This window comes from Micromonospora sp. NPDC049903 (genome assembly GCF_044460945.1).
Lineage (GTDB): Bacteria > Actinomycetota > Actinomycetes > Mycobacteriales > Micromonosporaceae > Micromonospora.
Genome location: NZ_JBITKL010000002.1, coordinates 641,916 through 666,225 on the forward strand (window position 1 = coordinate 641,916; position 24,310 = coordinate 666,225).

The following is a 24,310-nucleotide window of genomic DNA, read 5'->3' on the forward strand; positions in this document are numbered from 1 at the left end:
GTGGTCAACTGGCTGATGAACGGCCTGGTCGGTTGGCTCGCCGAGACGGTGAACGTCCTGCTCGGCGGCCTGCTAGCCTTCCTCACGTCGTCGATCTTCGTCTCACCGGACGTCACCGTGTTGCCGCAGGTGCGGTCGATCGCCGGCAACAGTGCACTGGTCGTCCACGCATGCTTCGTCGTCGCGGTCATCGCCGCCGGCATCGCGGTGATGCTCGGTGATTCGGTCGAGACCCAGTACCAGGTCAAGCACCTGGTACCCCGGCTCGGAGTCGGGTTCGTCCTGTCCGCGTTCGCCGTTCCGCTCACCGGCGTGCTCATCGAGATAGCGAACGCGTTGACGGTGGCGATGGCCGGTGAGGCCGCACCCACCACCGAGGCCATCACGTTCGTCCGGGCGCGTGTGGCGTCGGCGATGACCGACCCGAGCAACGCCCTGCTGATCGCCGTCATCGGGCTGCTCATCGTCGTGCTGATGTTCATGCTCATCGGCGGCTGGCTGGCACGGATAGGGATGCTGGTCATCTTGGCGGGAATCGCGCCGGTGGCGTTGGCCTGCTACGCCACCCCGTGGACCCAAGGCGCGGCCGAGCTGTGGTGGCGCGCTCTGTTGGGCTGTCTGGCCACGCCCGCGCTGCAGGCGGTGGCGTTCTCGGCGGGTATCAACCTGCTGGTCGATCCGGAGTCGAACCTGCCGATCCTGCTCGGCCTGCCGAGCTCGGACACCCTCAACCTGCTGCTCGTGATCGTGGTTCTGTGGACCACGGTGAAGATCCCGAGCGTGATGCGCCGGTTCGTCTCCCAGCAGGGCCGTGCCCCGAACATCACCGGCCTCATCCTGCGCACCGTCGCTTTCCAAGGGATGACGCGCGGCATGGGCCGGCGTGTGCCCGTTCCGTTGCCCCGGGTCGACAGGAGTTCACCTACCCGTCACCACTATCGCCGGCTGCGCACCGTCTACCTCGACCGGAGTGGCACATGACCGACCTCGATGACACGACTGTCCGCGCCGTCGTCCCGGCGAATGTCAACGAGCCTGATCGCATCGCGTTCGGGCTCACGTTCCGGCAGCTCGGCATCATCGGCGGCGCCGGCCTGGTCGGGTTCGGGATCTACCGCACCTTGGGGCACCTGCTGCCGCCGGTCGCGTGGATCGTCGTCGGGGTCCTTGTGTTCGCCGTCGCGGTCGTGGTGGCTCTCGGCCGCCGCGATGGTCTGCCCTTGGACGTGTGGTTGCGGCACGGCTTTGCCCTGTCCCGCAGCCCTCGGACGCTCGCGCCCGGGGGCGCGCGGGCCAGCTCCGTCGCGGTGGTCGCTGGTAAGCCGAGTGTTCCGGCGCCGTTGCGGTCGCCGGTCACGGCGGTCAGCCCGGCCGGGGTCCTCACCTGCGAGGGCACACAACGGGTCGTGATCGCCTGCGGCACGACCAACATCCACCTGCGCACCGGCAGCGAGCAGGGCGCGCTGTTGGACGGGTTCGGTCGGTTCCTCAACAGCCTGACCCGGCCGGCGCAGATCGTCGTGGCCGCGCAGCGCCACGACCTGACCGCCCACGCGCACGCGATCGCCGACCACGCGCCACGCCTGCCGCACCCGGCGTTGCAAGGCGCCGCCGACGACCACGCGCAGTTCCTGCTCGACCTCGACAGCGAGCGTGACCCGCTACGCCGCCAGGTCCTCACGGTCGTCACCGGCCAGCAGGTCGCCGACACCGCCGTGCGCGCCCTGTCCGGGCTCGGTGTCGAAGCCGCCGCCTTGGACGGGTCGGCCGTCGCCTCGGCCCTCGCCAGCGCGGTCGACCCGTTCACCCCACCCGTGCCCGGCCCGCGAGCGGTGCCCGGCACCCCCATCACGCTACGGAGCACACCATGAACCTGTTGAAGCCCAGGAAGAAGAGCGCGGCCGGGGATGGCATGCCGTCCCCGGCCGCGCTGTCGGTCACACCGTGGCACGTGCAGGTAGGTAACGGCTACGCCGCCACCTACGTCGTGTGCGGCTATCCGGCGGAGGTCGGCCCGGCCTGGCTCGATCCGCTGCTGTCCTACCCCGGTCGAGTCGACGTCGCGGTGCACATGGACCCGGTGTCGCCCCAGCTTGCCGCGCCGATGCTCAAACGACAGCGCGCCCGCCTCGAATCGTCACGCCGCCTGGACGCCGACCAGGGGCGCCTCGGTGACCCGATGGTGGAGGCGGCAGCAGCCGATGCCGCCGACCTCGCCGAACGCGTCGCCCGCGGGGCGGCGAAGCTGTTCGACGTCGGTATCTACGTCACTGTGCACGCCCGCACCCTCGACGAACTGGCCACTGTCGCCGCGGGCGTGAAGTCCGCCGCCGCGTCCGTTCTCCTGGACCTGCAACCGGCGACGTTCCGGCATCAGCAGGGCTGGATCTCGACCCTGCCGGTCGGGGTGGACCCGCTGCGGATGCGCCGCATCCTCGACACCACCGCCCTCGCCGCGGCGTTTCCCCTGGCCTCAGCGGATCTCGCCGCTCCCGCCCCGGGTGTTGTCGCCCCGCCTGAGGGGGTGCTGTACGGGGTCAACACCACCTCCAATGGGGTGCTGGTGTGGAACCGGTGGGCGCAGGACAACCACAACTCCGTCGTCCTCGCCCGGTCAGGCGCGGGCAAGAGCTACTTCGTCAAGCTCGAAGTGCTGCGGAACCTCTACCAGGGCACGACCGTCAGCGTGATCGACCCGGAAGACGAGTACACGCCCCTCGCCGAACACGTCGGCGGCACCGTCGTGCAGCTCGGCCAGCCCGGTGTACGGATCAACCCACTCGATCTGCCCGCCGACGACCGGCCCGACACCCTGACCCGGCGTGGCCTCTACCTGCACACGTTGATCTCGGTCATGCTCGGCGCACCGCCGCCCCCGGCCGAACGCGCCGCCCTCGACCGGGCGATCACCGCCACCTACGCCACGGTGGGTATCAACGGCGACCCGGCCACCTGGACCAGACCGGCGCCGCTACTGCGGGACCTGGCCGCCACGCTCGACGCCGACCCCGACCCCGCTGCCGGACAGCTCGCCGCTCGTCTCGCGCCGTGGACGAGCGGGAACTTCGCGGGCTTGTTCGACGGGCCGACCACCACCACACCGAGCGGGCATCTGGTGGTGTGGTCGCTGCGGCACCTGCCCGACGAGCTACGCACCGTCGGCACACTGCTTGCCTTGGACTCGATCTGGGCGGGCATCGACACCCCGACCACGAGTTCACGCCGGCGACGCAAGCTCGTCGTGGTGGACGAAGCCTGGCTGCTGATGCGCGACGGCGAAGGCGCCCGGTTCCTGTTCCGGATGGCCAAAGCAGCCCGGAAGCGGTCCGCTGGGCTGTGCGTGATCACCCAGGACGCCGCCGACGTGCTGTCCACGGACCTCGGCCTGGCGGTGGTATCCAACGCCGCGACACAGGTGCTGATGCGCCAGTCCACACAGTCCATCGACACCGTCGCCGAAGCGTTCCACCTCACCGCCGGAGAATCCCGGCTCCTGCTGTCAGCACCCAGGGGCGAGGGCCTACTCGTCGCGGGCCGCAACCGGATCCCCTTTCGCAGCGTCGGGTCGACAGCGGAGCATCGGATCGCTGTCACGGGTATCGGGGAGGCCGAATGACCACCTCCCCGACCTGGCCCGCCGAGGTGTGGCAGTGGGTCATCGCCCGGCCCTGGCTCGGCTTCCTGGCTGCCGTTGCGATCGTCGCGACGGTGTTCGGCCACGATCAGGCGCTCGTGTGGCGGCACCGCCGGTTCGCGGCCGGTGCGCGGTGGCTCGCCATAGCCGCCCCACCGGAGGTCACGCCGGAGGCTGCCGCCACGTTCTGGACCACCGTCATGGGGGTACTGACCCCTTCGGTGTGGCGGCGCAGGGTGTTCGGCTATCCGCATGTCGGGTGGGAGTACACCTGGACCGGCCGTGCCCTCACCATCCGCGTGTGGGTGCCCGGAACAGTGCCGCCGGGTGCGGTAGAGGCCGCCGTCCGGGCGGCCTGGCCCGCCGCAACGTTGACCGTCGAGGATGCCGCCGTGCCGATCCCGGTTGAGGTCGGTGAACAGGTAGGTGGGGCGCACTGGCCGCAACACACCGACGGGCTACCGCTGCGGGTCGAGCACGACAGCGATCCGCTGCGGGCGCTGTTCGCCGCCGGTGCCGAGGTCCGCCACCGCGAACACGCGTGCGTGCAAGTCCTGGCCCGCCCCGCACCCGCCCGCCGCGTCCGCGCCGCCCGCCGAGCGGCAGCAATCGCCAGCACCCATCCGCGCGGGCAGCCCGACATGGCCGCCCGCGCGGTGTCGGGAGCGGCAACGCTGGCCGCCACGCCGCTGCTGTGGCTCCTCGACGCGTTCGCCCCCGGCCCGTCCCGTCCGCGCACCCCGCCTGTGGTTGGGCGTGGTGCGGAGCGGGATCCGGTGGCCGGGGCCGACGCGCGGACGGTAGTGGAGAAGGCGGTGCGGGTGCCGCACTTCGAGGTCGCGGTCCGATTCGCCGTCGCCGCCGACCCGGCCAAGACCCCACCCGACGAGGAGCGGGCGCGGCAGATCCGTGAGCGTCTGGTCGGGTTGGGGCACACAGTCGCCTCGGCCGCCGCCGTGTACACCGGCCCGAACCGGCTACGGCGGATGAAGATGCCCCAACCCGTCGCGACCCTCGCCGGACGGCGGCTGCGGCGGGGCTTCCTGGCCACCGTGCCCGAACTAGCCGCCCTCGCTGCGCTTCCCCTGGACCTGGCGGTGCCTGGTCTGGATCGGGCGCGCGCCAAGGCGGTGCCGGCACCGGTGCAGGTGCCTGCTGGCGGGCGGGGCGTGAAGGTGCTCGGCCGGTCGCATATCGGCCGTCACAGCGTCGGCCTGCGGGTGACCGACGCCCGCCAGCATGTGCACGTGGTCGGAAAGACCGGCGTCGGGAAGTCGACGCTGTTGTTGAACATGATCCTCGGCGATATCAAAGCTGGCAGGGGGACGCTGGTTATCGACCCGCGCGGGGACCTGGTCACCGACATCCTCGACCGACTCCCCGCCACCCACGCCGACAAGATCGTGATCATCGACCCGAATCAGGAGAACCCGGCCTGCTTCAACCCTCTCGATGACGGCGGTGATCGACACCTGGCGGTGGACAACCTGGTGGGGATCTTCGCGAAGATCTTCGCCGGTCAGTGGGGGCCACGCATGGACGACACCATGCGGGTCGCGTGCCTGACCCTGATGCGGCACGCGAAACCGACGTTGAGTCTTGTGCCGTCGCTGTTGCAGGACCGGGAGTTCCGGGGCCGGTTCACCCACGGCCTGGACGACCCGGACGGGCTCGGCGGATTCTGGCTCTGGTACGACGGCATCAACGAGCAGTTCCGCGGACAGGTCATCGCCCCCGTCCTCGCGCGACTACGGGCTTTCCTGCTGCGGGACTTCGTGAAGTCGGTGATCGGTAACGCCCATTCGTCGTTCGACATGGGCACGGTGCTCGACGGCGGTGTGCTGCTGTGTCGGCTACCGAAGGGTGTCCTCGGGGAGGAGACGACCCGAATTTTGGGTTCGATGATCGTCGCGCGGGTGTGGCAGGCCGCCATCGCCCGCGCCACCATCCCCGAAGACCAGCGCAAAGACGCTGTGCTTTACGTGGACGAGTGCCAGAACTTCCTGACGCTGCCGGGCAGTGTCGGGGACATGCTGGCCGAGGCGCGCGGCTTCCGGCTCGGCCTGGTGCTTGCCCACCAGGACCTCGCCCAACTACCCACCGACGTGGCGGCGGCGGTGTCGGCCAACGCCCGGTCGAAGGTGTTCTTCACCGTCGACCCCGCCGACGCCCGAGAACTGTCGAGGCACACCAAACCCGAGATGGACGAGCACGACCTCGCTCACCTCGACGTGTACACCGCCGCCGCCCGGCTGCTGGTCGGTAACCGGGAGCTGCCCGCGTTCACCTTTACCACCAACCCGCCCGTGTCGATCGTGGGTGAGGCGACCGCGATCCGGCAGGAATGCGCCGCCGCTCACGCCCGCAGCGAGGGTGAACCGCCGATGCAGCAGCTCGCCCGCACGGCGATGAAACGGCGGCTGAATAACCGCAACCGCTGACCGTCAACCCAGCGAGGTTCCTCGTCCGAGGGCTCGGCTGGGTGCGGCGTCGGGGGCTCGTCTGGGGGTGTCCGCGACACGAGGCCCCAGACGAGCCATCCGGGTGTGACCTGTCAGGTGCCTGACCTGCCCACACCCGGACCATGACGAGTCCGTGAGCAAGATCGACTCATCCAGACTCCCTACGGGAATTCTCTCTCCACCAGGGGGAACCGCCTATGCCGTCATCACGTTCTCCTGGCCTGCTGGCTATCTACCCACACATCACTAGCCGTGACCGGCTTCTGCTCCAGCTCCTCGACGACCACCAGGTCCTCACCACCGACCAGATCCACCGCATGCTGTTCCACGCCCGCCGGACCTGTCAGATCCGCCTCGGTGAGCTGGCCGCCCTGGGCCTGCTGGACCGGTTCCGGTTCCACCGCGCCGGAGGCGGCAGCCACCCGTGGCACTGGACCCTCGGCCACCAGGGGCACCGATTCCAGGCCGCCGCCCACCGCCGACCTGAGCCCACCCTGCGAGCGACCCGGCAGACCGTGCACCGCCTGTCGGCCAACCCCCACCTGCACCATCTGCTCACCGCCAACGAGTTCTTCGTCCGCCTCACCGCCCACGCCCGTCACCATCCCGGGACGCGATTGGACCGTTGGTGGTCGGAGAGGGCCACGACGAAGCAGTTCCGCACGATCACCGCCGACGGGCACGGCCTGTGGAGCAGCGGCGAGGTCACGGTGGGGTTCTTCCTGGAGGCCGACACCGGCACCGAGCCACTCGGCCGGGTGGTGGCGAAACTCGACCGGTACGCGCTGCTGACCCGGCGCGGCGGCCCCCGCTACCCGGTGCTGTTCTGGCTTGCCAGCGAACACCGCGAGGAACACCTGCACCAGCACCTGGACGACGACGTGCCGTGTGCGACAGCCACCCACACCGCCGACCCGGCCGAAGCGGTCTGGCTCCCGGCTGGAGCGACCATCCGGGTACGGCTCGCCGACCTGCCCAGCGACCACGGCCAGCCGGTGGCGGACAACCCGAACTACGACGACGGCCTCTTCGTCGCCTGACAGACCCTGACAGCCACACGGCGGTTCCTGTCACCGCAGTTCAGAGGCATGGTGGCGATTTCTGAAGGCTGGGTGCTGTCAGGTCACGACGCTACGGTGCAGCTTCTTCTTCCTGCTCGCACCGCCGCCCCGTCTGTCCCCTTTCGGATCTGCCCGCGCCAGCGGGATCACCTACGCCCACCGTTTGGTCGGCTCGTGATCCACTCCCGCGCCATCCAATGGCAGCTTCCCCGGCGCAGACGCCGCGATCCGGTGGCACCACCCCCACCCCAACCCACCCTGCCCTGCCCTGTCGTGAAGGGAGCACCCCCGCCATGCCCATGCCCACCTCGACCACCGGACAGGTGGTCACCGTCTGCTTCGCCCCCGGCGTCAACGCCGATTGGTTCGCCGCCTCGGAGAAGGTCAATGACCTCCTGGAGGCCAACGGCACCCCGGCCCGCCGCTACCACGTCCGCCACCGCGCACTGGTCGGCTGGCTGACCCGCTTCTTCGGCTACTACCTGCTCGACGCCGCCCGCCGGTTCGGCGCGGTCACCCTGGCCGCCGGAGGTCGGAAGAGCCGCCTCGACCTGACCCGTACCGCCGCGACCGCTGCCCACCACGCCGCGATGCGGTGGCGGGCCTGGAACATCCACATCAACGCCACCACCAGACCGGCCCGGCCGTGGGAGGACTTCCTCGCCCAGCACCACGCCGACCCGGGCAAGGTCAGCCTGAACGAAGCCCGTCGCCGCTTCGAACAGCAACCCCGCATCGTGGCGATGATCGCCCACCACTTCGACCCCTACGAACTGCCCGTCTACCAGGCCGGCGAAGCCACCTACACCGGACTGCACTGGCGCACCGCCCTGATCGGCGACGCGCTGATCACCACCGAAGGGCGTCTCCTCACCCCGGCCAGCGACTCCGTCGCGGACCGATTCCGGTTCCTCAACCAGGCATGCGCCTACATCCGCAGTCTGCGCGCCGACGCGCGGCTGTGCGCCATCACCATCAGCTAACCGAACCCCGCCGCCCAACACCCGAAGGCCGGTCGCAGCCCCCTGCTGCGACCGGCCTTCGCCACGCACACACCCCGCCAACCAGTAAAGGAGATCCTCCGGTGTTCCTGACCGATCCGGCGCTGCGGCGTATCGCCGCCGACACCAACGACGTCCTACCCGAACCCCTGTGGCGCCACGACACGGCCACCCCCGACCCGGTCGGTGACATCGCCCGACTCCTGCACAGAACCGCCCGTGAGTTCACCGACAGCACCACCGCCCTCGACGCGGCCCTCACCCGCGTGGACGCCCTCACGAGCCGAAGCCGACGTGGCCTGGCCGCCCGCGCCGACCTCCACGTCGCCGGCTACCACCAGACGCTCACCGACGCCCTCACCGCCCGCGAACGCCACCTCGTCCTCGGCGCAATGCTCATCACCACCTACCGGGCCTGGCGCCACCACCGACCCGCGCTCGACACCGACAACGAGCGGTACCTGCTGCTGTACCGGGGCGACCCGGCGAACGGTGTGGCGACGCTGCGCCGACGGGAACAGGACACCTGGCAGGTGCAGCCCGACAGCAACGCCGCGAGCGCCTTCGACGTCCCCTACCCGAACCGGGTGGTGGGCGAGGTCACCGACACCGCACAGGGCTGGACACCGACCGCCTACATCGGCCCCCTACACCAGCCCACCCCACCTGGCATGACGTATCCGCTGCCGGTGGTCGGTGACCTCGCCGCAGCCTGCCGGGCGCTGCTGCGCTGGTGGCACCTGCGCCACTCCGACACCTGGCGCAACCGCACCCCGGACCAGCTCACCTCCGGCGAACTCACCCACCTCACCAGCTAGGGGGAACTGGTGCTGCACCTCGACGCGATCACCCGCTGGATCACCCAGGCCACCGGCCGCACCCTCGACCAACACGCCACCGACCCCGTCCCCGCCGCCGCGCACCTACCCGACGCCGCCGACAACCTCCGGCACCTGCGCGCCGAACTGCTGGCCGCCGTCGACCAGCTCCGCACGCTGCTCATCAACGGCGACGACATCACCGGCCCACCCGCCACCATCACCGGCACGGTAGAGACGTTCAGCGAGCTGGCCCGCGCCTACCGCACCGCCCGCGACCGCGTCGACACCCTCATCGCCGACCCCACTCGCACCACGTACGCGCGCACCCATCCCGGGCAGGTGGTGCAGCGACGCTACGTGCAGCCCGGCGAGAGCGTCCTGGTGGTCCTGCCGCACACCGACCACTGTCGCCGCGAACACCTCGCCGGACACTCCGCCCACATCACGGTCACCATCTCCGACGCCCGGCTACGCCTACCCGGCAGCGTCAGCGCGGTACGGCTGTCCCACACCGACGCCGGTATCTACCGCGACCCCACCGATAACCGCCTCTACACCCTGCACCCCGCCGCCGACACCGGCCGCTGATACCCGCACGGCGTACCACGCCGTCCGAAATTGCCAGGCCGCAATGGCACAACACGGCACGGCAGCGCGTTCCGCGCCTGCCGGACGTGCTGCTGTCCGCGACCCGGCGTACTGCCGCCCGGCACTACACGGAGCCGGGCTTCCACCAACCCCTTTTGGAGGAAAACCTGATGGATTACCAGTCCCTGACGCCTGCCACGCAGGCGGTCCTCGACGCCCTCACCGACCTCGGTGAGGGCACCGCACCCGATCTGGCTGACAAGGCCGGTAAGGCCCGGTCGACCATCGACAAGGCGCTGAAGACCCTGGCTGAGGCCGGACTGATCGTGGCGGTGGACACCGACGCCGACCCGGCCGAGGGCACCCCCACCCGCTGGACCCTCGCCGCCCCCACCGACGCCACCGATCCGACGCCGGACGACACCACCAGTCCCGGTGACGAGCACACCGCCGGCACGGCCCCATCCGAGCACGGCGAGCCGAGCCCAGTCGGCGAGCTGAGCGATGGCGACGTGCACGGCGAGCCGGACCATGGCGGCGACGAGACTCCTTACACCGAAGGCACCGCACCGGACGCCGACACCGCCGATCAGGGCGGCGACGCGGACGAGTCGACCGACCTCGGCGACGCCACCGGCAGCACCTCGGACGCCACCGGCAACGCGCCGGACGACGCCGGTGAGCGCACGGGCGAGGACGCCACCGAGCAGACGGCGCGGCCGGTTGCCGTCGTGCAGCCGGTACGGCCGGGTGACCGCAAGGTCATGGCGATCAAGGGTGTGCTGGCCGACCACGGCGACGACGGCGCGACCCTGGACGTGATCGTGGCCGAGAGCGGTATCGGGCACGCCACCGCGACGCGGCTCTTGACCGCGATGGAGCAGGCCGACGCCGCCCGCCGGCTACCCGGCCAGCCGCACCGCTGGATCCCGGGCCCGACCAAGGCCAGCGAAGTCGACCCCAACCCCGAGCCGCCCCGCTGCCCGCTCTGCCTCCAGGTCATCCGAGCAATGGCGACCGCGCCGGACGCCACCGCGGCGGTGCAGCCGCTGATCCGCCCCGACGGCACGCTCCACATCGTCGGACCAGACGGCGAAACCCACATCATCGCCCTGCCCACCCGCACCAGCCCCCGCGCGGCGAGCACCGCCCGCCCCGTGGCCCGCGTCAGCGGCGACGGGACCGTCAACGCCGACGGCAACCAGCCGTTCGCCCGGGGCGAGTTGGAACGCCTGACCCTGGACTACCTGGCCGCCAACCCCGGCAAGTCGATGACGCCGCAGGACATCGCCACCGGGCTCGCCGCGCAGCTCGGCCGGCAGGTCAGCAACGGGGCGGTCCGCAACAACCTCACCAAGGCCGCCGCCGCCGGCCGGATCCTCCTGGTCACCGACAGCCCGCTGACCTTCGCCCACCCGGCACCGGTCGACACGAGCAGCAGCGGGCAGGCAGACGACAACACCGAACAGTCCTGACCCACACCAACCCGCTGCGGGGCCGAGCCGTGCGCTCGGCCCCGCAGCCGTATCGAGAGGAGAACCCTGTGCCGCACGAACTGGAGATGTTCACCGACGGGACGACCGCCTTCGCCAGCGCCCGCCTGTCGGCCTGGCACCAACTCGGCACCGTCACCCAGGACACGATGAAGGCCGAAGAGATCATGGCCGCCGCCCGGCTCGGTGACTGGGGTGTGCGCACCATCCGCACCGTCGGAATCGACATCGTGGATGGGGTCGAGGTGCAGATCCCCGCCGACGACAAGCGGATGACCGTCCGCCGCAACCCCGTCACCGGCCAAACGGAGTATCTGGGGATCGTGGGCACCGACTACACGGTGGTGCAGAACGAGCAGTGCGCCGAAATGCTGGACCGTCTGGTCGATCAGGTGGGTGGGGCGCATTTCGAGACCGCCGGGAGCCTGCGTCGCGGCAAGTCGGTGTTCGTCACGATGAAGCTCCCGGATGCGATGGAGATCGCCGGGGTGGACCGCCTGGACCTGTACCTGATCGGCACCACCTCCCACGACGGGACCGCCGCGCTGCGGGTGGATGCCAGCCCGATCCGGGTGGTGTGCGCCAACACCCAACGGGCCGCGTTCGCGCACTCGGTCGGGCACTACACGTTCCGGCACACCTCCAACGTCAACTCACAGATCAGCCAGGCCCGCGAAGCCCTCGGACTGATGTGGACGTACATGGAGACGTTCGAGAAGGCCGCCGAGCGGATGCTCCAGACCGAGATGACGATGCGTGAGTTCGAGAACGTGGCCGGTCAGGTGTGGCCGGTCAAGGACCACGCCTCCGACCAGACCCGCAACAACGCCAAGCAGCGCCTCGGCACGCTGAAATACCTGATCCGCGAATCCGACACCCAGAAAGCCATCACCGGCAGCCGGTGGGCCGGATACCAGGCCATCACCGAATACCTCGACCACTACCAACCCGCCAAAAACGCCACCGCCCGCGCCAACCGCGTGCTGACGGGCAACGCAGGTGATCTGAAGGTGACCGCCTTCGACCTACTGAAGGTCTGACCTCACTCGTCCAGCCTGCCGGGGCAGCGGCCATTCCGGGCCCTGCCCCGGCTCCTTCTTTAGAGGGAGACATCCCATGGCACAGCGCACGGCGACGTGCGGATCGGACCGGGCGGGAAGGCGATGAGCGGCCACATCCGCCACCCCAGAGACTTCCGCCAGTCGGTATGCGGGCTACCTGTCGCCGACGTCGACTGGTGGGAGACCGAGGATCCGCCACGCTTGGACAGCACCTGCGAGTACTGCTACACCCTGCTCCCCGAAGCGCAACGACCCGACGACGCGAACCACCCGCCCGACGACGCCACGCTCATCGACACGCTGCGGCGGATCGTCGCCAACCGGCAGTACCTCAAGATCGACGGCGTGATCGTGGACGTGTGGTCCGCCTCCGTCACCGTCCAGATCTGGGACCTGCTCCGCGACGACAAGCGACAACGCCTACTGACCCTACCGCCACACGAATTGATCCTGCGCTGCATCGCGATCTACCGCCACGTCACCAAGAACAGGGGCGGACAGTGACCGGGCCTCAACCGGGGCAGTGGTTCCACTTCGGGCCATGGGTGTTCTCCATCAACGCAGCTGAGGCGCTGATCGCGACGACGCCCCGCAACACCCAACCCCTCGATGTCACCACCTGGGCCGACGCGTACGGCCTGACCCGACTCGACGACCCGCACACGGTCAACCTCATCGGACCCACCAGCACCGGCCTCGACCGGGCCTACGCCATGACCACCAACCTCGCCAAACCACTGATCGTCGCCCAGCTCACCATCACCGGACAGCCACAGGCGCCGCTACTCATCGACGGCATACACCGCCTCTACCGAGCCTGGCGCGAACGCGTACCGCGGCTACCGGCCTACCTGCTCACCGCCGAGGAAACCCGCCAGATCCAGCACAACACCCTTTTAAGCCCCGGTCGCACCACCATCGCACCACCGCACTGACCACCAGCCTGCCCACTGCGTACGCCTCGGACGCCACCGCACCGCCGGCGGCGGCCGAGGCGTACGCCATTTCACGACGCGGGAGGAACCCGATGGCCTACATCCAACCGTGGCGGCGGCTCTGCGACTGCCGCTGCCTCGTCCACCACCAACGGCCCCGCACCACCTACAACGACCCCGACTGCGCCTGCACCATCACCTGCACCACTCAACCCCTCACCCTCCTCGCCGACCCCTGGCACTGCGCCCTCTTCCTCGACCACGGCGGCGACCTCTGGCACGTCCCCGCCATGACCAACAGCACCTTCGACTGGGCATACGCCGCAGAAATCGACAGCCGACACGACCACTACGACGCCAGCCGGCTCATCGAGCACCTGCTCCGCCAGGCCGCCCACGTCCTCCACACCTCCACCACCTGACCCCCCAACCCGCACGGTGGGCCGCCCACGTGGGCGGCCCACCGGCCCTATTCGTGCTTCACGACCTTTCACGAACCGAGGAGACAGCGATGTATGGCACCAACCGCAGCGCCGACGAGCGCGCCTGCCACTTGCCACCTGCACCAGCCCACCCATGGCCCTGCTCGCCCCACACCTCAACGCCGCCCTGCGCTCAGCCACTACGCCACCCTCCGCCGGCCGCGCACCCGCGCGTAGACCGGCCCTTTCTCGTTTTCACCTGAGGGCAACGTCCATGACCAAAGTCATCGTCGGCGTGGTCGCCGTCGTCATCGTCGCCTGCCTCGGCCTGCCCATGCTCCTCATGTCCGCCGTCACCGGCAGCGGCCCCGGCGGATGCGGCATCACCGCCCCTGCCCTGCGGCCCACCGGGCAGCAACCCGACCCCGGCACATGGGACACCGAGCAGCGCGACATCGCCGCGACCATCATCGACGTCGGCGTCGCCACAGCCGTACCCCGCTGGGGCTGGGTCATCGCCATCGCCACCGCCATACAGGAATCCGGCCTACGGAACCTGCCCTACCTCGGCGACCGCAACGACCACGACTCCATCGGCGTATTCCAGCAACGACCGAGCCAAGGCTGGGGCAGCGTCACGCAACTGGCCGACCCCGCCTACCAAGCCAGGAAGTTCTTCGACAAGCTCCTGACCGTCCCCGGCTGGGAGTCGATGCCCCTCACCCAAGCCGCCCAGACAGTCCAAGTCTCCGCCTACCCCAACGCGTACGAGACATGGACCACCGACGCCATACACCTGGTCGAGCAACTCGCCGGCACCCTCACCGACTGCACCACCGACACACCCGCCGCACTCCCGGACGGATTCGCACTACCCGCCAACACCCCACCCGCCGTGACCACGGCCATCACCTGGGCCGTCCGGCAACTCGGCACCCCGTACCACTTCGGCGGAACCTGCACCGACCCACACTCCGGCGACCCCACCAAGCAATGCGACTGCTCATCCCTCATGCAAGCGGCCTACCGGACAGCCGGCATCACCATCCCGCGTGTCACCACCGACCAAGCCCGCGCCGGACAACGAGTAACCGATTCAGCGTTCCTGCTGCCTGGCGATCTCATCCTCATTCCCGGCAGCCAAGGCACCATGACCAATCCCCGCCACGTCGGCATGTACCTCGGTGAAGGACTCATCATCCAGGCACCGACAACCGGTGACGTCGTCAAGATCACTCGCATGGAGAAGTGGTCCAATCAGATCGCCATGATCCGCCGTATCGTCCCCTGGTGATGCCGGTCGATAGGCCTCAACATGTAGGAATACCAGGAGTGCGAGAGCCGGCCCCGAGCGCACAGTTCGCCTGTTGTACCGACACTCCTACAGGTAGGGCAGGCCGGGAGAGGGCAGCGCCTCAGGATTCGGGCGGGGCGCGGCGAGGTCGAGTATCGATGACATAGCTTTAGATGCCTGGATGGCGTGGGCGCGTGGCAGGTGAGTGGCCGCTAAGCCCTGTGCCAGCGCCGCAGCCCCGAGACGACGGCAGCATCCCGTGCAGCCGGTATCAGTTGAGGTTGCGTTTGTCGCCGTACATCCTCAGTTCGATATGGATCTAGGGCCCGTGCAACGCCGACCGGCCTAACTCCAAAAGATTCCGAGGGCGGACCGGCTCCTCCGGCTGGACTATCAGGCGAGCTGGCGCAGGAGTGCACGGGCTAAGAGGTCATCGTCGCGATCGTCGTTCCATGTGAGTACTTCAATTCCGCTGGAGAATCCTGGGTTGGAGGCATTGTACTGCCGCACCTCGTCGGACAAAGGCGCGTTGGTAACCAGAAGCCCTCGTTGGTCGCCGGCGAATCTATCTAGCTGCCTTCTAGCGTCCGCGATCTCGCTCACCCCGAGGGCGCCACCACTTCGGTACTTTACCTCGATCACAACACTCCGACCGTCTTCACCTACAAAAGTGATGTCCGGGCCATTGTTGGCGCTCGCCTTTATATGACTGCGTTCAAACTTTCGCTGCAAGGCTTCTTTTATTCGGGAAGCGTACACTGAAGCCGGATGGTCGATTTTTGGTTCATTAGTAAATGCCTGTTGCTCATAGTTGAGCTGACTCGAGATGCTCTGGTGGTCCTCCTGGCGTTGCTCTACCTCGACTTCCCGCGTAAGCGCCGCATCGACAACGTCGATGGATGCATTCGCACCCCGCAGAAACGCAGCCACCAGCCGACGCAGTCTCGATCCGTCCTGACGGCGCAACCCCAATTTGAAGACGGTCGTCCAAGAAGCTTCACGCCGGTTAACTACTCGTTCGAAGACTAGGAAGTCCACCTGTCGGGGAAGTATACGCGCGGCCAAGGTTGATTGCATGATCCGCCACGTCAGCTCTGCATAAGCTTCCGCATAATCCGGCGGTTTCGGCAAAAAGGCCCCGACAGCATCGACTCTGAGGTGGGCAGGTGCGTTAGCCGCCGCAAGCAAGCCGGCGACGTAACGATCAATTGACTCGGAAAATCGTCGCGCCTGATGCGATGGAACGATCCCTTCGGCAAGGCTTTCTTCGACTAGCGCGAAAAACTGGTCCTTGCTAAGCGTGAAACCAATTCCGGCGATCGTGATTGTGTTCAGCGTCAGGAGGCTGGTCGCCTCACACATCAACCAGCGAATAGCGGCCGAGTCGTCATCGTCATGCTTTGGAGTCCATCGCCTGCTAAGTCGCCGCATTAGGTCGATAATTTGTTTGACCGCGACGAAGGGCTTGAGGAACCAAACCTCGCTCCGCAGAAACCAGAAGGCGCGCTCCAGTTCGGGATCGCGCTTACAGGTTTCCTGCACGCGTTTGACGGTTTCCGCAGCTGCGATGCCTTGGGAGCCGAGATTTTCAAGCCCTGCGACCGACTCCTTTTCGCGGCGTTCGAAGTCGACAAGAGATTGCGCGGTAATACCGAGAGTGCGTCCAAGATTCCTGACACGGTCTGAAGGAACTAGAGCGGTGGTGAGTTCCCCCGTGTCCGCCTCAACAACTTGCTTTAGCCCGCTCAGCCAAATTAGGCGATCAAGAGGCTTCGGGGCGTTTCGGCTGGTTCCGGTCTTCACTTCGCCGATATGCTTGGTGGATGCCAACTGAGGATTGAAATCGAACGCCACAAGGTCCAAATCGGTGATCAACAGCGGATCTGGGTGATAGTGCCTCTCAAGGTTGATGCCGCGCCGCGCGAAGTAGCCCTCCCAAAACCAGAGTTGCGCGACGCGTGCCTCCATCTCATGCCCGAGATCCCCGCTACTCTGACTACGGCCGCTGCTGCTGCCCTTAGAAGCCGAACGGGCTGTCGAGTCTCGCTGCACGCTGTGCCTCCTCCCTCAAGCTAAGTACGGCCGACCTCGTTACCTCATCTGCGGCTGCATCATCCGGGATCGCGGCGCGGTCCCCTTCCGGCGTGACGAACGTCCCCGGCGCATGTCGCAGATTTACACCCACCGGTCCGCCCGTCGGCATGTTGCCCACATGGGCCGTCAGCCAGTCCAGCCCACCCTCAACGACCTCTTTTTTGATCAACTTTAGAACGCCGCGACCATCGTTCGTCTCCTCCACGCGAACGATGCCGTGCGCCTCAACAAGGTGGTAGTCGGTCGCGATGTTGGATGCAGGCCCAACCTGGCCGCGGTCGAGCAGCGCTCGTACGAGGACCGTAGGGCTCTGAATCCTGCCACCCCAGGCTTCGGCCTGCTCTTTCCCAAAGAGGATATGCGCGACGAAGAGCTTTCGGAGGTGGAGTGCTTCGGTGGTCGTGCGAAGGTCGTCTTCGGTCTGGGAGAGCGGCGAGAAGACGTAGGTCTTGCTTCGTCCCCCTCCCAAGCTTGACTTCACGGTGGCGGCCTGCACCAGGCCAACCTTTCTCGCACTGGCAAGGACGCTGGGCGCAGCTCCGAGCTGGTCAACCAGGATGCCGGGCCGACTAGATGCCTGCTCGCAGAGCCCAAGAAGGACGTCTCGCTCGTTGGGGGGCAGGTTGCGAAGAAACTCCGCAATCTTGACCTGCCCGGTTCCCCAGACGTGCGGGTTGAAGATGACATCTTCGCTGAGCTCAGCCGACGGGATGCGGCGATTGATGCCGACCGCAAGAGCCAGCCTCAGACCGGCCGCTGCGGCTGCGTCTCCCAAGCCTCGACGGGTGATTTGGTCGAGATGCTGCGACTCGGCGAGCGGCGCCCAAGCCGCGATCTCGACGCTATGAAGTACGGCCAACTCCGGGTCGCTGGGGTTGAGCAGGTGCAAGACCTGGAAGGTTTGCTCGATCACATTGCTTGTGACACCGACGAATTCGTCAACGTGCAGCAGCTTGCCGTCCGTGTCGAGTCGGTAGTCAACTACATCCGCCTTCTTCAGCTTGGGTAGCACCTCGTTCAGCAGGTCTCGTTCGCCGAGGCCGCCTTGACGGGCATACTCGCGCGCGAGGGCTCCGCTCACCTGGCTGCCATGCCCCTGAAGCTTGGTAGCAAAGTCCATCGCTTGCCCAGCGAGCAGCAGGGTAGCGATGTCTGCTCGGACAACTGGGTTCGTCACCGTCGGCGCTTGTTGAAGGATGAACAGGACAGCTCGACCAAGGCGGCGACGGGTTGCGTCGTCCTGCATAGAACTCTGCATGGACCAGGACCTCCGAGCGAGCGAGGGACGGCAGCCTACGGATTACGCAGCAGGCGTCAGAAGATCCTGCCATCATCTGGTCACTCTGTGCACACCCGTTTCGGCTGAGCTCCGGTGCCCCTTCTGTCGTTTTTAGTGACTGCCACGGCCCGCAGTGACTGCGGCGGCACCGAGGCCGAGGAGCGTTTCCGGCGTAGACGGCGGCCCAAATGTGCCAGCCGAGTGCGGCAGCGACCGGTACCGCGAGGGGACATCGCCCCAGCCGAGGTGTCCGCGAGACCGATGGCCGGCACGGTGAAGCATCCTACGAGGTCAGACCCGCGACGATGGCACGCCGCCATGCCGCCATGCGTGCGGGTCATCGGCTGCGGTGAGCAGGCCGACGAGGCCGGTGACGGCCGTGATCCGGTGCGGCAGTCGCATGACGGCGAGGTCGGCGAAGGGAGCATGATCATCCCTGCTGCTCACCATGCGAAGGCGGCCAGCGTCCAGCCGGTCCGCCCGGACAGTGGGACCGCGATGACCGCTAAGTGCGGCGTTGATGACCTCGACGGCGTATGGGGTGCGCCGACGCGCCGGCCGCATCCGTGCAGCAGCCGGGTGGGAAAACGGCGTTCGGCCACAGGGGTTGCCCGCACACGCGGGCGGTTCGCCGTGGTTGGCAGGCGGGCATGCTGTGAACGGCGATGGCCCAGCGGAGGACCGGGGACGAGGGCCAGTAGGGGCACCAGGCGTGTACGTGGTGGCGCGGCGTGCCGGTCACTCAACGGTGAGGCTGGTGCGGAGTTGGGTGGCCAGCGTGACCGTGTCGTCCTGTGGTGCGGCGTCGAGGTCGGCGAGGGCTTTGGTGAGGGCGCGTAGCAGGGTGCGGATGCCGTGGGCGTCGCCGAGGGCGTGGCGGGCGCGCATGCCCTTGCGGTAGGTGGCCTCGTTGTAGCGGTCCAGGCCGATGGCTTTGTCGAGCAGGTCGGATGCGGCCTGCGGGTCGTGGTGCAGCAGGTCGTCGGCGAGTAGGAGGTGTGCTTCGGTGCCCCAGCGGCGGATGGTCTCGCGGTGCGGTTGCAACCACTCGTAGTCCTGGCCTTCCGCCAAGGGTGCGGTGTAGAGGTCGCATGCGGCGGTGAGTAGCTCGCGGCGGCGCGGTTCGGTGGCGATGGTCGCGGTGCGCATCAGGTCACGGAGCCTCCATACGTCTATGTCCACGGTTGTCGGGTCGAGGCGGTACCGTCCGGCGACCTTGATGACGTAGGCGTTCTTCGTGTCGGCGGTGCCGGCGCGGCCGAGTACGTGTCGGAGGTTGGAGGCGTTGGTGTGTACGCGTTGGTCGGCTTGGCTGATGCGGGCGTCGGGTTCGAGGTATTCGCCGATCTCCCGGGTGGCGGCTCCGTCGGGGTGTACGGCGAGGTAGACCGCCAGTTCCAGGGCTTTGGCGCGTAGCGGTCGGCCGGGTTGGGTGATGTTGTCGATGCGCGGCGGTCCGAGCACCCGTAGCTGCGCCTTGACGGTGGTGGAATCGCGTGCCGGCTGTGGGATGGCCGATGGTGGTTCGTCGGCGGTCTTGGTCTGGTTCCGGCTGACGTGGAGCGGGTCGGGCGTGGCCGGTATGGCTGGTGAGGTGATGGCGGGCGGTTCGCCGGTGTGTGCCTCGCGCAAGGTGGTCAGGAACGCGACCGTGCCGGCCGTGTCGAGCACGGCGACGCGCTCGCCGAGTGGCGATTCTGCGGCGCTTTCGGGATTCCGGGCGTGACCGTCGGTGGTGACGGCGATGGTGGGGCCGGGGGGCCAGGTACCGAGCAGCAGCGCGGTGATGTCCAGGTGCGCACCGGTACGGAGGGTGCCCTGCACGCGGTGGAGGATGTCCGGTGCTGGTGTGAGGCTGATCAGCAGCACCGACGGAAGCGCCTCCTCGTCCGGAGCACGGTGGCGTAGGTCGGTGAGGCTGTGCTCGTCGAGGATGCGGGTGCGGTGCAGCAGCATCGCGTCGACGAGGTTCAGGGCGTGGTCGAGGTCGTCGGCGATGTGCAGGCGTGGCCATGGTGTGAGCGCGGTCGGGTCGAGGCCGGTCAGGGTGTTGAGGGTGGCGTGGTCGATGACGACCTCGCCGCGACGGTTCGGCTCTCGGGGCCCGCCGGAGGCGAGCATGGTGACCAGAGCGGCCCGCGCGGCGGCGGGCGCGCCGTCGCCGACGAGACCGACCCCGCCAGGTGGTGGCAGCGATACGTCGGGGACGGTGCCAGCTCGTTCGGTCAGGTCTTCGGCGGCCGGTAGGTCCCGGTTGCGGACCACCTGCCGGTGTACCTCGGTCACTGCTTGGGGCAGCGCGGGTGGGGTGTCGGTGCCGGCATTGCCGGGCGGGTGGGGGGTGAAGCGGCGGCGGCGTTGCAGCCATGCGAGTGCGGCGGCGGCGCTGATCGCTGCGGCCAGTGCCCATGGCAGGAAGCTGCCGCCGGGTAGCTGTATGCCGTCCCGGTCGGCGGCTGGCGCTGGGACGGTCTGCTCTGGGATTGGGCTCGGATGGACGCTGCCGGTGGGTGCGTCGGCGGTCGGTGTCGGCGGTGCCGGTGTGGCGGCTCGAGCCGGTGGCGGGACTGTGCCGGGTGTCGTCGGGGTGGTAGGCGCCTTGACTCCACTGTCCGTGCCCTCGTCGTGCGGGGACGGTGGTGTGGGTGGTTCGACGGGGTCGGGTGTCGGTTCGGTGGGTCGGCGGGGTAGTGGTGGGGCCGGGGTGGCGTCGGCAGGTGGTGTCGCGTCGGCGGGGAGGCGTAGTTCCCAGCCGGGGTAGATGAGGTCGCAGTCGCGGAGGGTGCCGCCGACCTTGGGGAAGTGGCGGTGTTTGTTTAAGGTGCAGATTTCCGGCCATCTGTCGGTGTCGCCGAGCCAGGCGGTGGCGATCTTGGACAGAGTGTCGTGGCGCTCCACGGTATAGACGTAGCGAGTTTCGCCGACCCTGATGATCGCCGGTCCCTGGGCGGCGGGCTGCAGTGGTAGGGCCTCGGTGCTGCCGGTCGAGGTGATCGTGACGGGTGACCGGTCGCCGCCGGTGCCGGGGATGTGGGTGGTGGAGGTGACCGCGAGGGCGGCGGTGCCGGCCAGACCGAACACCAGGCGGTGCAGTGGTGCCGGCAGCCGCAGCACGGGGATCCGCCACCGGGTCACCGCGGCGACCAGTTCGGCGAGCAGCAGCATGGCGAACGCCGCCCAGAGCAGCCACAGCGCCCACACTGCGAGGCCGGTGAGGATGTCGATCGTGAAGCGGCCCTGAAGTTGGTCGAACCAGACGGTGAGCTCTGGCCAGGTCGGTAGCCGCCGCAGCGGGTTCCCCCCGACGAGCCACAACACGGCTGGCGCGCCTGCCACGTAGACCACCATGCCGACGCCAGCGCGGATGATCCGCACGGCGCGTCCTCGTGCTGGTAGCGGTGGGACCTCGCGCGGGGTGTAGATGGTGGGGCGAGTGCCGTAGTCGGTCAGGCGGCTGGACTGCGTGGACTTGTCCGGCATGGACGCACCCTCCCCCGATGGCGGTCTTCTGACTTGTCCCGCATACACGACGATTCACGCGAACGGCCATCCCATCGAGAAGGATTCTCACCATCCGCACACAAAGGATCACTATCGGACGTATGTGGTTGACGCGGTGCCACGCGAGCGGGTGACACTGCCGGGCATGTCCAGCGGGGGACCACAACTGTCGATCGACTTCAGCTCGCCCACCGCGATCGCCGCCATCATCGGCCGATCCGGAGCCCGCATCCCGGTCCTCATCGGTGGCCGGCACATCCTGCCCGCCGGCATCGTCGTCGACTCCGCCGGACACCTCTACTTCGGTGTCGACCCCGCCGCGGCCCAAAGCCTGCCTCCCGGACACCAATTCGTGTCCGACCCGGTCAGTATCCCCAGCACCCCGCCGCCACCGGCGGAGACGGATACGGTCGATGCAGTGGGCCTCCTCTCCGGGCTCCTGCGACACATCGCCGACCACGCCACCCACCAAGTCAGTGCGCCGATCACGTCGCTGACCGTCACGATCCCGACCAGTTGGGGACCGCGCCGCCGCGACCTGCTCACCGACGCCGCGACCCGCGCCGGACTACCCGCCCCAGCCCTGGTCACCGCCCCGGCGGCCCTTACCGCCTACGCCACCACGCTCGGGCTCAACGCACCCCCCGGCACCTGCCTGCTCACCTGCCACGCCGACCAACACCCCGCCACCCTCACCGTCCTCCAAGCACACACCGACGGCTACACCGAACTAGCGACCCACCCGATCGAACAACCCCACGACCTGGACCAGATCCTCACCCACCACGTCATCACCACCGCCACCACCACCGACGACCCACTCCGCGCCAGCCTGCACCACCCCGAACCCCCGCCGGAGACGGCAGCGCTCCGCGACGCAGTCCGGCAGGCACGACACACCCTCGCCACCCACGACCGCGCCCCGGTCCTGCTTCCCGCACCACGCACACCAGCGGTCATCACCCGCGACGACGTCACCACCGCCGCACAACCACTCCTCAACCACATTCCCGCCGCCGTCGACGACATCCTCGACGCCGCCGACATCGGCCGTGAGCACCTCGCCGCAGTCGTCGTCCGCCATGCCGGCCCGGTACCCGGGCTACTCGACACACTCACCACCGCCACAGGTACGACCGCCGGCGCCATCGAGCAACCTCACGCACTCGCCGAGGGAGCACTCACCCTCACCACCCCACACCACCACCCGACCAACACCCAACTTCCCCGCGTACGCCTACGGCTCACCGACCTCATCGCCGTAGTCCTCCTCGGCGGATGCTCCCTATCCCTCCTCCTCCACGCCGTGCACAGCGCCGACATCCGCACGCTCCAAGGACGAGTCATCGGCGTCATCATCTCCATGCCCCACCTCGGCGCCGCCGGAGCACTCGCCGCCCTCACCGCCTACGCCGTCGCCCACCTCGCCCCCACCACCTGGCTCACCGAACCACCCACCGCCGGCGAACCCACCACCAGCCGCCTAATCCGACACGCCTACCTCGCCGCCGCCGTCGCAGGCCCCATCACCGCCGCCCTCTACGGCCTCGCCGTCGGCACCGCCGTCAACTACCAATACCGACCATTCCTCAACTGGACCCTCGCCTGGGCCCTACCCCTCGCCACCTGCGCCACCCTCATCGCCCTCACCGCACCCCGCATCCCCACCCACGACCTACCCCAATGGCTCACCCGCGCCCGACCCCCCACACTGCACGCCGCGATCGCCACCACCGGCATCATCCTCATGATCACCGCACTCACCCAGATGCCTATGAACAGCACCGGCGTCGGACTCATCGGCAGCACCGGAGCCGCCCTCATCGGCATCGCCACCGGCCTGACCATCACCCGGATCCCCACCATCCGAATCATCGCCGCCACCGGCCTGGCCATCGGCTACGCCCTCGTACTCACCTGGCCCAACCACGGCGCCCTCATCATCGGCTACCTCATCGCCCTCACCTGGTGGGCAATCCACCTCACCGCCCACACCCTCCGACTCGCCTTCCCCGGCCTCAGGACGATGGTCGAGCGAATTGCCGACAGCCGGCCGAACACATAACCGCCAGGCGAGGTATCCAACCCAACCGAGCGATCAGCCGATCAGATCGCTCGGTGTCTGTGCTCGCTCATGGCGTACTTGTTCGAGCATTGCAGTGTCGGATGCGAGGTCGGGATGGCCCACCAGGCGGTCAAGGTCAACGACGCACTCGAGTTCGCCGATCGCCTCATCCAGATTCCCCACAACTCGGTGAACCATAGCGACGTTATACCGGGTGACTGCTTCGCCGACGGGGTTGCCGACCTGCTGGTGGATGGGCAGGGCCTGCTCGAAGTAGGTGAGGGCCTGCTGCCAGTCACCGAGCCCGTTGTAAGCGAGACCGATGTTGCTGAGGGTGGCCGCTTCGCCGACGCGGTCGTCGATTTCCTGGCTAACTGGCAGGGTCTGCTCGAAGTAGGTGAGGGCCTGCTGCCAGTCACCGAGCCCGTTGTATGCGCTGCCGATGTTGTTGAGGGTGGTGGCTTCGCCGACGCGGTTGCCGACCTGCTGGTGGATGGGCAGGGCCTGCTCGAAGTAGGTGAGGGCCTGCTGCCAGTCACCGAGCCCGTTGTATGCGCTGCCGATGTTGTTGAGGGTGGTGGCTTCGCCGACGCGGTTGC

Annotated in this window: 19 protein-coding genes; 15 read left to right on the plus strand and 4 right to left on the minus strand. The window is 68.3% G+C overall.

The genetic code is table 11. From position 1 onward, the window contains the following. From ACIBO1_RS07705 to ACIBO1_RS07770, 14 genes are all read left to right on the plus strand, one after another. Nucleotides 1-981: a conjugal transfer protein TrbL family protein gene (locus ACIBO1_RS07705; protein ID WP_396742397.1), complete on the plus strand. Its 981-nt coding sequence runs from the start codon at nt 1-3 to the stop codon at nt 979-981. Beyond that, on the plus strand, nt 978-1,871 hold the full coding sequence (locus ACIBO1_RS07710) for a PrgI family protein (protein WP_396742399.1): 894 nt from the start codon (nt 978-980) through the stop codon (nt 1,869-1,871). Before ACIBO1_RS07705 ends, ACIBO1_RS07710 begins: the two co-directional genes overlap by 4 nt. Beyond that, nucleotides 1,868-3,616, plus strand: a complete 1,749-nt coding sequence (locus ACIBO1_RS07715; RefSeq protein WP_396742401.1) for a VirB4 family type IV secretion system protein — start codon at nt 1,868-1,870, stop codon at nt 3,614-3,616. The genes ACIBO1_RS07710 and ACIBO1_RS07715 overlap by 4 nt, the downstream gene beginning before the upstream one ends. Continuing rightward, the gene (locus ACIBO1_RS07720) at nt 3,613-6,075 is read left to right on the plus strand and encodes a type IV secretory system conjugative DNA transfer family protein (protein ID WP_396742403.1); all 2,463 of its coding nucleotides are present in this window, start codon (nt 3,613-3,615) and stop codon (nt 6,073-6,075) included. Before ACIBO1_RS07715 ends, ACIBO1_RS07720 begins: the two co-directional genes overlap by 4 nt. Nucleotides 6,076-6,293: 218 nt before the next feature. Beyond that, nucleotides 6,294-7,136, plus strand: a complete 843-nt coding sequence (locus ACIBO1_RS07725) for a replication-relaxation family protein (RefSeq protein WP_396742405.1) — start codon at nt 6,294-6,296, stop codon at nt 7,134-7,136. A 314-nt stretch (nt 7,137-7,450) separates the two neighbouring features. Next, entirely contained in the window at nt 7,451-8,140 is a 690-nt protein-coding gene (locus ACIBO1_RS07730) for a hypothetical protein (protein ID WP_396742407.1), read from the plus strand. 101 nt (nt 8,141-8,241) lie between these two features. Further along, nucleotides 8,242-8,976 (plus strand): hypothetical protein, encoded by a 735-nt coding sequence (locus tag ACIBO1_RS07735; RefSeq protein ID WP_396742409.1) that lies wholly within the window; start codon nt 8,242-8,244, stop codon nt 8,974-8,976. A 9-nt stretch (nt 8,977-8,985) separates the two neighbouring features. Then, nucleotides 8,986-9,567 carry a hypothetical protein gene (locus ACIBO1_RS07740; RefSeq protein ID WP_396742411.1) on the plus strand — a complete coding sequence of 194 codons (582 nt, stop codon included), beginning with the start codon at nt 8,986-8,988 and terminating at the stop codon, nt 9,565-9,567. A 170-nt stretch (nt 9,568-9,737) separates the two neighbouring features. Next, a complete protein-coding gene (locus tag ACIBO1_RS07745) occupies nt 9,738-11,042 on the plus strand; it encodes a helix-turn-helix domain-containing protein (RefSeq protein WP_396742413.1) in 1,305 nt (434 codons plus the stop codon). Nucleotides 11,043-11,110: 68 nt separating this feature from the next. Further along, complete coding sequence (locus tag ACIBO1_RS07750; RefSeq protein ID WP_396742415.1) at nt 11,111-12,100, plus strand: DUF932 domain-containing protein; 990 nt, start codon at nt 11,111-11,113, stop codon at nt 12,098-12,100. Between the two features lie 222 nt (nt 12,101-12,322). Then, nucleotides 12,323-12,625, plus strand: coding sequence for a hypothetical protein (locus ACIBO1_RS07755; protein ID WP_396742417.1), 303 nt, complete (start codon nt 12,323-12,325; stop codon nt 12,623-12,625). Then, entirely contained in the window at nt 12,622-13,056 is a 435-nt protein-coding gene (locus ACIBO1_RS07760; protein ID WP_396742419.1) for a hypothetical protein, read from the plus strand. The genes ACIBO1_RS07755 and ACIBO1_RS07760 overlap by 4 nt, the downstream gene beginning before the upstream one ends. Nucleotides 13,057-13,148: 92 nt before the next feature. Then, entirely contained in the window at nt 13,149-13,478 is a 330-nt protein-coding gene (locus ACIBO1_RS07765) for a hypothetical protein (protein WP_396742421.1), read from the plus strand. 274 nt (nt 13,479-13,752) lie between these two features. Then, nucleotides 13,753-14,772: a C40 family peptidase gene (locus ACIBO1_RS07770; RefSeq protein WP_396742423.1), complete on the plus strand. Its 1,020-nt coding sequence runs from the start codon at nt 13,753-13,755 to the stop codon at nt 14,770-14,772. A gap of 393 nt (nt 14,773-15,165) precedes the next feature. On the opposite strand, the gene ACIBO1_RS07775 is transcribed toward ACIBO1_RS07770, so the two are convergent. The 3 genes from ACIBO1_RS07775 to ACIBO1_RS07785 all read right to left on the minus strand — a co-directional run bounded on the left by ACIBO1_RS07775 (nt 15,166) and on the right by ACIBO1_RS07785 (nt 21,625). Then, complete coding sequence (locus ACIBO1_RS07775) at nt 15,166-16,824, minus strand: hypothetical protein (RefSeq protein WP_396742425.1); 1,659 nt, start codon at nt 16,822-16,824, stop codon at nt 15,166-15,168. After that, nucleotides 16,790-18,124 (minus strand): hypothetical protein, encoded by a 1,335-nt coding sequence (locus tag ACIBO1_RS07780; RefSeq protein ID WP_396742427.1) that lies wholly within the window; start codon nt 18,122-18,124, stop codon nt 16,790-16,792. Before ACIBO1_RS07780 ends, ACIBO1_RS07775 begins: the two co-directional genes overlap by 35 nt. Before the next feature lie 759 nt (nt 18,125-18,883). Next, a complete protein-coding gene (locus ACIBO1_RS07785) occupies nt 18,884-21,625 on the minus strand; it encodes a transcriptional regulator (protein WP_396742429.1) in 2,742 nt (913 codons plus the stop codon). A 166-nt stretch (nt 21,626-21,791) separates the two neighbouring features. Between ACIBO1_RS07785 and ACIBO1_RS07790 the strand changes: the two genes are divergently transcribed. Further along, entirely contained in the window at nt 21,792-23,711 is a 1,920-nt protein-coding gene (locus ACIBO1_RS07790) for a hypothetical protein (RefSeq protein ID WP_396742431.1), read from the plus strand. 33 nt (nt 23,712-23,744) lie between these two features. On the opposite strand, the gene ACIBO1_RS07795 is transcribed toward ACIBO1_RS07790, so the two are convergent. Continuing rightward, on the minus strand, nt 23,745-24,310 hold a 566-nt coding region (locus tag ACIBO1_RS07795), incomplete at its 5' end, for a tetratricopeptide repeat protein (protein WP_396742433.1).